Consider the following 10,061-nt stretch of genomic DNA (forward strand, 5'->3'; position numbering starts at 1 on the left):
TCCCTACCCGACGCTGTTCCTTTGTGTCGACGCCGGTCAGGGCTGCTGCGGATGAGACCTCCACTGGATGAGCTTCTCGCCGCGGTGAGCGGCGAGCGGATGGCGGCGACGGTCGCCGCGTTGGCGGCAGAGTCGTTCGCCGGGCGGCGGGTCGGCTCGGCCGGCGGCGCGGCCGCCCGCGCCTGGCTCGGCGGTCGCCTCGCCGATCTCGGTGCCGAGGTCAGCTTCGAGCCGTTCGGGGTCGCGGCCATCCCCGAGGTGTACGCAAAGCCGTCCGTGACCTGGCACGACGGCCACACGGTCCACACCCTCCGCTTCGGTCGCCAGGTCGCCGTGCACCCGGCCTCCGCCGAACAACCGCTCGTCCGCCGCGGGGCTCTGGGCAACGCCGGACGCACGACGCCGTCCGATCGGTGGCTGGTCGTGCCCGCCGGGATGCGGTTGTTCGACGCCTTCGGGCACGGCGACGGCGCGATCGGCCTGATCATCGGCAGGGACGTGGACGGCGACGGCTGGCAGTACACGATGCTCGCCGGACCCGGCCCAGGACCGCTGCCGGTGCTCGCGGTGGACACCGACACGCACGCCGCCCTGCAGTCGGCCGCCGAGCGCGGGACTGGTTGGCTGGCGGGCAACACGCCCATCCGCCGGCTCGATCTACCCGCCGCGAATGTCCACGGCCGGTGGCGCCCCGGCACGGATCTGCTCCTGACCGCGCACTACGACGGGGTCGGCGATCTGCCCGGTCTGCGCCAACCTGCGGCCGCGGACAACGCCAGTGGCGTCGCCGTCGTCCTGGAAACGGCCCGGGTGCTTTCGTCGGCGCTGCCCGCCGGCGTCGGTCTGACGGTGGCGCTGCTCGATGCCGAGGAAGCCGGCGCCCTGGGGTCGGCGCACCACGCCGCCCAGCTCCGCCACAACGCAGCCACCCCGATGGTCATCAACGTCGACGGCGCCGGGTGCCTGCATGAAACCGTCGCCGTCGAAGCAGGCGGGCCCGCGCACGCTCTGCTCGCCGTACTCGACCAGGCGGGCCGCCACACCGGGCTGCCGCTGGCCGCCGGCCCGGTCGCGTCGGACAACCGCCGCTACGCCGCCGCCGGTTTCGCCGCGGTGGGGATCGGCGCCGGCATGGCCGGCTATCACAGCCCCGCCGACACGCCTGACCGCGTCGAGACCGCCACCCTCACCGCCGTCGCCCGGCTCGTGGTGGCGACCGCCTGGCACGCGGCCGCCCGGCCACACCACCTGACCAGTCCCCCTTTCATCTTTGACAGGAGTTCATCGTGAACACGCACCTCGACCGCCTGCCGGTCGTCGTCATCGGCGCCGGGCCGGTCGGCCTCGCCGCCGCCGCCCACCTCGCCGAGAGCGGCCTCGACTTCACCGTCCTGGAAACCGGCGACGGCCCCGCCGCCGCGGTCCGTCTGTGGGGCCACGTCCGGCTGTTCTCCCCGTGGCGGTTCAACATCGATCCCGCGGCGGCCCGGCTGCTCGGCGAAGCCGGCTGGGTCCGGCCCGACGACGACAAACTGCCCACCGGCGCCGAGCTGGCCGCCGACTACCTGCAGCCGCTCGCCGAGCTTCCCGCGCTGAAGTCGCAGATCCGCTACGGCGCCCGCGTCGCCGCCGTCACCCGGCTCGGCCTCGACCGGCTGCGCACCGCCGGCCGCGACACCACACCGTTCCTGGTGCGCCTGGCGACCGGCGAGGACATCCTCGCCCGGGCCGTGATCGACGCCTCGGGCACCTGGGGCACGCCCAACGTCCTCGGCGCCTCCGGCATCCCCGCACACGGCGAGACCGAAGCGGCGTCCTATCTCGAGCACGCACTCCCGGACGTGCTGGGCGCCGACCGCGATCGGTTCGCCGGCAAGCGGATCCTGGTCGTCGGCGCCGGGCACTCCGCCGCCAACACCCTGCTCGCCCTGGCCGACCTCGCCGAGCAGGCACCCGGCACGGTCGTCACCTGGGCGATCCGGTCCGACAGCCCGGCCCGCACCTACGGCGGGGAAAGCGCCGACGCGCTGCCCGCCCGCGGCGCCCTCGGCACCGTGCTGCGCGCACACGTCGACGCCGGCCGCATCAACCTGATCACCCGCTTCTCCGTGGCAACCGTCAACCAGGACGCCGACGGCGGTGTTGTGGTCTCCGACGGCAGCCGCGAGGTCGTGGCCGACCGGATCGTCGCCGCGACCGGCTTCCGGCCCGACCACAGCCTCACCACCGAGCTGCGCCTCGACCTGGACCCGATCATGGGTTCCACCCGCGCGCTGGCTCCGCTGATCGACCCGAACGAGCACTCCTGCGGCACCGTGCCCCCGCACGGCGTCGACGAACTCGGCCACCCTGAGCCCGGCTACTACGCGATCGGCGTCAAGTCCTACGGCCGGGCGCCGACGTTCCTGATCGCCACCGGCCACGAGCAGGCCCGCTCGGTCGTCGCCGCACTCGCCGGCGACTGGGATGCCGCTCGCGACGTGCAGCTCGATCTGCCGGAGACCGGTGTCTGCAATGGAAACCCGGTCGTCGGCCAGGAGAACATCGCCGAGGAGGGCGGCGGCTGTGGCGCGCCCGCGGCCGAACCGGCCGGCCGAGGCCTCGCGACCGGCATCGCCGGTGGGCTGATCAGTTCACCGCTGACCCTGATCACTCTGCCATCCGCCACCGACGAGCAGACCGGCGGCTGCTGCGGCTGAGGCATGGCAAAGACCCATCAGATGGCCGCCGGGCCGGTGCCCGGCGGCCGATCCGCTGCCGACTCGAGCCGGGCGCGGGGGATCGTCGCCGCGCTGGCGGTCACCCAGACCGTCGGGTACGGCACGCTCTACTACGCGTTCGCCGTGTTCCTCACCCCGATCGCCGCCGACCTGCACACCTCCACCGCCGCGGTCACCGGTACGTTCACCGTGTCGATCCTGATCTCCGCTGTGCTCGCCGTACCCGTCGGACGGTGGCTGGACCACCGCGGCGGCCGCGCCCTCATGACCGCCGGCTCCCTCCTGGGAGCCGTCATGCTCGTCGCCTGGTCCCAGGTGCACACCCTGTGGCAGCTCTACCTGGTGCAAGCCGGCATCGGCGTCGCCGCCGCCGCAAGCCTCTACGAGGCCGCCTTCGCGGTCGTCATCGCCTGGCACAGCCCGCGCCGGCGCCCGAACGCCCTGCTCGCGCTCACCGTCGTCGCCGGATTCGCCAGCACCGTCTTCCTGCCGCTCACCGGCCGGCTGGTCGACGACCACGGCTGGCGCACCGCCCTGCTGGTCCTGGCCGCAATCCAGGGGCTGCTCACCGTCCCGTTGCACGCACTGGTCCTTCGCGCCCCGCCCCGCGCCTCGACCAGAACGGAACACCAGCGAAGCCACCCACCGATCCCGTTGCGCACGGTCCTCGGCGACCGTGGTTTCTGGCTGCTCGGCATCAGCTTCACCGCGCACACCGCGGCCATCGCCGTGGTCACCGTGCACCTCGTCGCCGCGCTCATCGCCTGGGGACACCCGGCCACCTTCGCGGCCACCGTCGCCGGGCTGTTCGGCGTGCTGTCCGTGACCGGGCGCCTGGCCACCACCGGCCTGCAACGCCGCTACCGCACCACCACCGTGGTCGCCGCCATCTTCGTCATCCAAGGCATCGCCGCAGCCCTCCTGCCGATCGCCGGTCACCACCGGGCCGGCGCGACCATCGCGGTGATCGGGTTCGGGCTCGGCTTCGGCGTCGCCTCCATCGCCAAACCGCACCTGCTGGCCCAGCGCTACGACACCCGCCGCTACGCCACCATCGCCGGGATGATGGTCGTCCCCATCACCATCGCCAAAGCGGCCGCGCCCCTGGCCGCTGCAGGCCTGCACGCGGGCAACGGCGGGTACACCGGCGTTTTCATCGCCACCGCGATCACCTGCGTCGTCGCAGCCGCCGCCCTGGCCGCCACGCCCGCGCCGCGTCCCCGATAGAGGCGTTCACGCGTCGGACGGCTGAGTGGCCCAACTCGCCAGCAGTTGCAGCGCGGCGTGGGATGCGGAGTCGGGTTCGGCGCTGTACATGACCAGGCTCTGGCCGGGGTCGGAGGGCAGCGGCATGGACTCGAAGGGCAGTTCGAGGTCGCCGACCACCGGGTGGTGGATGCGCTTGGCGCCGGTCAGGTGTGCCCGCACGTTGTGCGCGGCCCAGCGGACCCGGAAGTCGTCGCTGCGGGTGGACAGCTGCCCGATCAGGTTCGACAGGTGCTCGTCGTACGGGTCCCGGCCGGCCGAACCGCGCAGCAGAGCGACGGCGTCGTCGGCGGCCTGGGCCCAGTCGCGCCAGAAGTCGCCCGCGTGGCGGTCGAGGAACAGGAAGCGGGCATGGTTCGGCGGCTTGACCGGGTCGTCGAAGATCGGCGCGTACAGGGCCCGGCCCAGCTCATTGGCGGCCAGGATGTCCAGGCGTGAGTCGACGATCAACGCCGGGGTCAGCACCATCGAGTCCATGATCCGCTGCACCGTGGGCCGCACGCGGGCCTGCGGTGGCCGGCGACGTGCGGGGGGCCGGGTGTTGCTCGCCGCCTGCACGAGGTCGTACAGGTGGGCGCGCTCGTCGTCGGTGAGCTGCAGGGCGTGGGCGATGCCGTCGAGCACGCTTTCCGAGGCGCCCGACACGTTGCCGCGCTCGAGCCGGATGTAGTACTCGGCGCTGATCCCGGCGAGGGTGGCGACCTCCTCACGGCGTAGCCCGGCGACGCGGCGGCTGGTGCCGTACACGCGAAGCCCGGCCTGCTCGGGGGTGATCCGCGCGCGCCGGGTGGTGAGGAACTCCCGGATGTCGGCGCGGACCTGCTGCTTGTCGGCCATGGGTTCGACCGTACGCGTCCGTTTTGCCCAGCTGACAGACCCTGCCAGGACCCCCCTGCCATTACCTGGGCAACAGGGACTCCTCCGGATCGCGGACCTGCGGTTGCCTGGATGACATCAGCAGGCACCTACGTCTCAGAAGGAAGAACATCATGAACACCGAGGTCACTGTCGTCATCGGCGCCGGCGCCATGGGCCAGGCGATCGCCCGCCGCATCAGCGTCGGCAAGACGATCCTGCTCGCCGACATCAACGAGGACGCCGCCCGGGCCGCCGCGACGGCCCTGACCGGCGCCGGATACCAGACCAGCACGGCCCGCGTCGACGTGTCCTCCGAGGCGTCGGTCCGCGAGCTGGCCGACACGGCCGCGCAGCTCGGCGCCGTCATGCATGTCGTACACACCGCCGGCCTCTCGCCCGCGCAGGCCTCCCCGGAAGCGATCCTCGCCGTAGACCTGGTCGGCACCGCGTACGTCCTCGACGAGTTCGCCCGCGTCATCGCACCCGGCGGCTCCGGCATCGTCATCTCCAGCCAGGCCGGCTATATGATCCCGCCGCTGCCGCAGGAGCAGAACGAGGCCCTGGCCCGCACCCCGGCCGGTGACCTCGCCGGACTGCCGTTCCTGCAGCCCGACACGATCACCAACTCCGGCATCGCGTACGCCGTTGCCAAGCGCGCGAATACCCTGCGCACCCAGGCCGCCGCCGTGACCTGGGGCGACCGTGGTGCCCGCGTCAACTCGCTGAGCCCGGGCATCATCATGACCCCGCTCGCGCTCGACGAGCTCAACTCCCCGGCCGGCGCCGCGTACCAAGCGATGATCAAGGCGTCGGCGGCCGGCCGGGTCGGCACGCCCGACGAGATCGGCGCCGTCGCCGCGTTCCTGATGGGCCGCGACGGCGCCTTCATCACCGGCTCCGACCTGCTCATCGATGGCGGAGTGATCGCCTCCATTGCCGCCGGCCGCTACCAGGTTCAGATCGGCCGATCGTCCTGACAGCAGCCCCGTTTCGTCGTCGTCGGCCGGGGGTACGTTATGAGATCTGGTCGGCGCTCGGCGTCGGCGAGACAGCGTCAAGAAGCGGCGCGGTCCCGGACCCGCACCATCGCGGTCCGGCAGTGACCCGAACGCTCCGCCCTACACCGGCGACCGGTGCGGTGGCGTGTCAACGTGACGCTTCGATGACGAACCGGCAGGCCATGAAGCCGGCCTCGCCGCAGCCGGGGAGGAGTCCCGTGGCCGACCTGAGTCCCCTACCGAGTCGCCCGGACACCGGAGTCGGGCGGCCCGGGCCGGGAACGGACTCAGGGCTGCGCCCGGCGGCGGGCCGGCCGCTGGAGCTTTCCGCGACCGTCGTGGGGTTCGACGGTGTGGTCATCGGCAGTGTGACGCGACACCGCGAGCCCGGCCGGACCGATTCGGCTCTTCCGCACGACGTGGTCGTGGTGAGCGTCGAGGGGGCTGTCGATGCCGACACCGGCCAGCTGCTGCACACCGCGCTCTTCGAGGCGCTGAAGGCCGGCTCCCGGGTCTGCTGCGACCTCAGCCGCGTGACCTTCTTCGGCGCCACCGGAGTCAACATCGTCCTCACCGCGCACCTGCACGCCGCCGCGACCGGCCGCCACTTCACCGTGCAAGGTGCACGCGGGATCACTCGACGGGTCCTCACCATCACCGGAGTGGACGAGACGTTGACCTTCGCCCAGGAGGGGACGTTTTCATGACGACGCCGTCGCAACAACCGCCCGTCCCGTACCCGCATGTGCAAAGCCCGCTCACGGCGGGCCTGATCGTCCTGGCCGGGACGCCGGACGACGCCTCCTGGGTCGACCGTCAGCTCGTGACGATCGCGCAGTTGAGCGCCGACCTGATCACACCGGTTGCCTACGCCTCGGTCACCGCCTACCGCGACGACGCCGTCGCCACCGTGGCGACCAGCAGCGAGATCGCCCGCGCCGTCGACCAGGCGCAGTACGACGAGCAGGACGGCCCGTGCCTCGAGGCCCTGGACACCGCATCCCCGGTGGCCGTGCCGGAGGTCGCCGCAACCATGCGGTGGCCGGGCTTCCGCGACACCGCCTACCGGCTGGGTGTCCGGGCGTCGTTGTCGATTCCGCTCTTCGCCGGCCGCGGCACCGCCGTGGCCGCCCTGAACCTCTACGGTCGTCACCCCGCGGCCTTGGCGCCATTGACCGCCGCCGTGTGGGCCACGTACGACCCGGGCGGCCCGGACGCGAGCGCCCAGCGGCACGGCCTGGACGACGGCAGCGAAGCACTGACCGCCGGCCTGGCCGGCGCGTTCGCCGTCCGCGCGCGCATCCAGCAGGCCATCGGCGTCATCATGGAGACCACGCACGGCACCCCCGACACGGCCTACCTCAACCTGCGCATGCGCGCGGCCGAGGCCGGAACCACGCTGATCGACGCCGCGACCGCCGTCATGGACGAGCTGCATTTGTGATGCCGACGCCGTCAGCGGGCGGCGGTGGTCGCACCGGGCGCAGGCATAGCGGTTCTGTTCCGGGGTAAGCGGCGCCGGAGTCAGGACCGGACGTCAGGCGGGCAGACGGGGGAACCATCAGTGAACACCGGCGTGCATGGATTCTTGGCCGGGCATCGGGATGCCGTCGTCGCCGAGTTGGCGGAGTGGCTCCGGGTGCCCTCGGTCGCCGGGGTTCCGGAACACCTGGTTGATCTTCAACGGTCGGCGAACTGGCTGGCCGCGGCTCTGCGCCGGACGGGCTTTCCGTCGGTCGAGGTGTGGGACACCGATAGCGGTCCGGCGGTGTACGGCGAGTGGTGCGCCGAACCGGACGCTCCCACGGTCCTGGTGTACAGCCATCACGACGTGCGCGCCGCGAAGGACGAGGAGTGGGACGAGACCGCGCCGTTCGAGCCGACCCTGCGCGACGGGTACCTCTACGGGCGCGGGGCCTCGGATGCCAAGGGGCAGGTCCTCGCCCACCTCTGGGGCGTGCGGGCCCACCTGGCCGCCACCGGCCGCCGGAACCCTGCGGTGAACCTGAAGTTGCTGGTGGAGGGCGAGGAGGAGACCGGGTCCGCCAACCTGCAGCAGCTGCTGCAGGACAACCGGGATCGGCTCGGCGCGGACCTGATCGTCTTCTCGGACACGCTGATGTGGCGCGCCGACCATCCGGCGGTGTGCGTCAGCATGCGCGGCACCATGCTCGCGCAACTGGAGGTCATGGGACCTTTGCAGGACGTGCACAGCGGTGCGGTGTCCGGGCCGGCGCCCAACCCGATCCTGGAGTTGAGCCGGCTGCTCGGGCAATTGCACGACGACAAGGGCCGGATCACGGTGCCCGGCTTCTACGACGACGTCGTCGAGCCCTCGCAGCGTTTCCGCGACGAACTGGCCGCGCTTCCGTACACCGACGCCGACTGGCTGGAGCGGTCCCGGACCCGCAGCATCGGCGGCGAGGCCGGGTACACGGTGCTGGAACGCTTGTGGACCCGCCCGGCGATCGAGGTGACCAGCGTGATCGGCGGCGATCCGATCGGGCCGTCGCGAGCGGCCGTGCCGTCGCTCGCCACGGCCGACCTCAGCATCCGTTACGTATGTGACCAGACCGGCGCCGGCATCGCCGAGCAGCTGCGACAATGGGTCGCCGACACGATCAGCGACCGGTTCGAGCACCGGCTCACCGTGTCCCCGGAGGCCGCGCAGGACCCGTACCGGACACCGGATGACCTTCCCGCGGTCGCGGCCCTGGCCGAGGCCATGCAGGAGGGGTTCGGGCATCCCGCCGGGCGGATGGGAAACGCCGGCGGTGGCCCGGTGGTGCTGCTGTCGCAGAGCGTCGGTGCGCCGGCGGTGTTCTTCGGCACGGGTCTGCCGGAGGACCACTGGCACGACAGCAACGAGCGGGTCTCCCTCGACGTGCTACTTGCCGGCGCGGCCACGCTGGCCGCCTTCTGGGAGCGACTTCCGCGGCGTTGACCCGGTCGCGGCCGTCTGCGGCGTCGTACAGTCGGCACCTGATGGAAGCTGTGGGGAGGGTCGCGCTCGGCGCCGGCGTCGGCCTGCTCGTGGTGTGGCTCGCGCTGATCGCCGCGATGCTGGTGGCTGGGCGTCGCTTTGAGCGGCCCGGGCTCGGCGAGATGCTGCGGCTGCTGCCGGATCTGCTGCGGCTGCTCAAACGTCTGGCCGGGGACCGAGCTCTGCCCCGCGCGGTGCGGGTACGGCTGTGGCTGCTGCTGGTCTACCTCGCCGTGCCGATCGACCTGATTCCCGACTTCATTCCGGTCATCGGTTACGCCGACGATGCGATCATCGTCGCGTTGGCGCTGCGGTCGGTGGCCCGGCGCTGCGGGCGGCAAGCGCTGCATCGGCACTGGCCCGGCAGCCCGGCCGGGCTCGCCGCTGTACTACGCGTGGCGGGCATCCGCGACTGATTCCTGTCAGTGGCGGTATGCGTTCTCGACCAGGGTGGAGGCGACGTCGCGCACTTTGCGGTTGGCGTCCTGGGACAGTTGGGTGAGGATGGCGAAGGCCTGCTCCGGGGTGCAGCGGCGTTCGCCCATGATGATGCCTTTGGCCTGTTCGATGACGGCCCGGCTTTCCATCGCCTTCTGCATGTGGCCGGCCAGGGTGGCCTGGGTTTCGTACAGGTGGGCGTTGGCCAGACCGACGGCGGCGAACCCGGCTAACGTCTGGGCGATCGTGACCGCGTCGTCGTCGAAGGCGTTCGGGGTGGTGGCGTAGATGTTGAGCGCGCCGGTGACGTGCTCGTGCACGGGCAGGCCGACCGACAGGGAGCTGCGCGCACCGGCCTTCGCGGCGGACCGGGCCCAGCCGGGCCACCGCTGCTCGCTGCTGGTGTCGGGCACGATCAGGCTCGAGTTGGTGCCGGCGGCCTCCAGGCACGGGCCGTAGCCACGTTCGTACTGCTTCTCATCGAGGGCAAGGGCGAGTTCGCCGGTGAACGCGGCGGTCTGCGGGTCGTTGCCGTGCAACAGGGTGACACTGACTTCGTCGGCTCCGGGGATCGTGCGTTTGGCCAGCTGCGCGATCTTGTCCAGCAAGGTGTCGATGTCGATGTCGGCGAGTCGGATGCGGCCCAGCTCGGCGAATGCCTCGTTCGGGTCCAGGGGTTCGACGGGCGTCATGGCGAAGCGTCCTTAACGAGGGCGCGTACCACACCAGGTGTCTGGGGCGGGGTGCGCGGATCGCTGCAGGGCTCCTGAGGTGGAGTCCGGGATCCGCGCCGCTTCT

The 10,061-nt window shown here is 72.0% G+C and carries 10 protein-coding genes; 8 read left to right on the forward strand and 2 right to left on the reverse strand.

Annotated elements, in window-relative coordinates; genetic code table 11:
* Window positions 1–51 precede the first annotated feature (51 nt).
* The 3 genes from AB0M20_RS12150 to AB0M20_RS12160 are packed head-to-tail and all read left to right on the forward strand — an operon-like array spanning window position 52 to window position 3,947.
* Window positions 52–1,290: a M28 family metallopeptidase gene (locus AB0M20_RS12150; RefSeq protein WP_364297255.1), complete on the forward strand. Its 1,239-nt coding sequence runs from the start codon at window positions 52–54 to the stop codon at window positions 1,288–1,290.
* The gene (locus AB0M20_RS12155; RefSeq protein WP_364297272.1) at window positions 1,284–2,699 is read left to right on the forward strand and encodes an NAD(P)-binding domain-containing protein; all 1,416 of its coding nucleotides are present in this window, start codon (window positions 1,284–1,286) and stop codon (window positions 2,697–2,699) included. Before AB0M20_RS12150 ends, AB0M20_RS12155 begins: the two co-directional genes overlap by 7 nt.
* A 3-nt stretch (window positions 2,700–2,702) precedes the next feature.
* Window positions 2,703–3,947 (forward strand): MFS transporter, encoded by a 1,245-nt coding sequence (locus AB0M20_RS12160; protein WP_364297257.1) that lies wholly within the window; start codon window positions 2,703–2,705, stop codon window positions 3,945–3,947.
* 6 nt (window positions 3,948–3,953) lie between these two features.
* On the opposite strand, the gene AB0M20_RS12165 is transcribed toward AB0M20_RS12160, so the two are convergent.
* Window positions 3,954–4,823, reverse strand: a complete 870-nt coding sequence (locus AB0M20_RS12165) for a helix-turn-helix transcriptional regulator (protein WP_364297259.1) — start codon at window positions 4,821–4,823, stop codon at window positions 3,954–3,956.
* Between the two features lie 152 nt (window positions 4,824–4,975).
* Between AB0M20_RS12165 and AB0M20_RS12170 the strand changes: the two genes are divergently transcribed.
* The 5 genes from AB0M20_RS12170 (at window position 4,976) to AB0M20_RS12190 (ending at window position 9,241) form a co-directional block, all read left to right on the forward strand.
* Entirely contained in the window at window positions 4,976–5,821 is an 846-nt protein-coding gene (locus tag AB0M20_RS12170) for an SDR family oxidoreductase (RefSeq protein WP_364297260.1), read from the forward strand.
* Between the two features lie 185 nt (window positions 5,822–6,006).
* Window positions 6,007–6,549, forward strand: coding sequence for an STAS domain-containing protein (locus tag AB0M20_RS12175; RefSeq protein WP_364297262.1), 543 nt, complete (start codon window positions 6,007–6,009; stop codon window positions 6,547–6,549).
* Entirely contained in the window at window positions 6,546–7,286 is a 741-nt protein-coding gene (locus tag AB0M20_RS12180) for a GAF and ANTAR domain-containing protein (RefSeq protein WP_364297264.1), read from the forward strand. Before AB0M20_RS12175 ends, AB0M20_RS12180 begins: the two co-directional genes overlap by 4 nt.
* Window positions 7,287–7,418: 132 nt before the next feature.
* Window positions 7,419–8,786, forward strand: coding sequence for a M20/M25/M40 family metallo-hydrolase (locus AB0M20_RS12185; RefSeq protein WP_364297266.1), 1,368 nt, complete (start codon window positions 7,419–7,421; stop codon window positions 8,784–8,786).
* A 41-nt stretch (window positions 8,787–8,827) separates the two neighbouring features.
* A complete protein-coding gene (locus tag AB0M20_RS12190) occupies window positions 8,828–9,241 on the forward strand; it encodes a DUF1232 domain-containing protein (RefSeq protein ID WP_364297268.1) in 414 nt (137 codons plus the stop codon).
* A 6-nt stretch (window positions 9,242–9,247) separates the two neighbouring features.
* Here AB0M20_RS12190 and AB0M20_RS12195 read toward each other — a convergent pair whose 3' ends face one another.
* Complete coding sequence (locus AB0M20_RS12195; RefSeq protein ID WP_364297270.1) at window positions 9,248–9,955, reverse strand: GAF and ANTAR domain-containing protein; 708 nt, start codon at window positions 9,953–9,955, stop codon at window positions 9,248–9,250.
* Between the last annotated feature and the right edge of the window lie 106 nt (window positions 9,956–10,061).

Source organism: Actinoplanes sp. NPDC051633, assembly GCF_040681735.1.
In the GTDB taxonomy this organism is placed as follows: Bacteria; Actinomycetota; Actinomycetes; order Mycobacteriales; family Micromonosporaceae; genus Actinoplanes.

Bases quoted from the DNA above. Each gene is read 5' to 3' on its own strand.
- AB0M20_RS12150 (WP_364297255.1), top strand. From the start codon at position 52: ATGAGACCTCCACTGGATGAGCTTCTCGCCGCGGTGAGCGGCGAGCGG.
- AB0M20_RS12160 (WP_364297257.1), top strand. From the start codon at position 2,703: ATGGCAAAGACCCATCAGATGGCCGCCGGGCCGGTGCCCGGCGGCCGA.
- AB0M20_RS12165 (WP_364297259.1), bottom strand. From the start codon at position 4,823: ATGGCCGACAAGCAGCAGGTCCGCGCCGACATCCGGGAGTTCCTCACC.
- AB0M20_RS12170 (WP_364297260.1), top strand. From the start codon at position 4,976: ATGAACACCGAGGTCACTGTCGTCATCGGCGCCGGCGCCATGGGCCAG.
- AB0M20_RS12175 (WP_364297262.1), top strand. From the start codon at position 6,007: ATGACGAACCGGCAGGCCATGAAGCCGGCCTCGCCGCAGCCGGGGAGG.
- AB0M20_RS12180 (WP_364297264.1), top strand. From the start codon at position 6,546: ATGACGACGCCGTCGCAACAACCGCCCGTCCCGTACCCGCATGTGCAA.
- AB0M20_RS12190 (WP_364297268.1), top strand. From the start codon at position 8,828: ATGGAAGCTGTGGGGAGGGTCGCGCTCGGCGCCGGCGTCGGCCTGCTC.
- AB0M20_RS12195 (WP_364297270.1), bottom strand. From the start codon at position 9,955: ATGACGCCCGTCGAACCCCTGGACCCGAACGAGGCATTCGCCGAGCTG.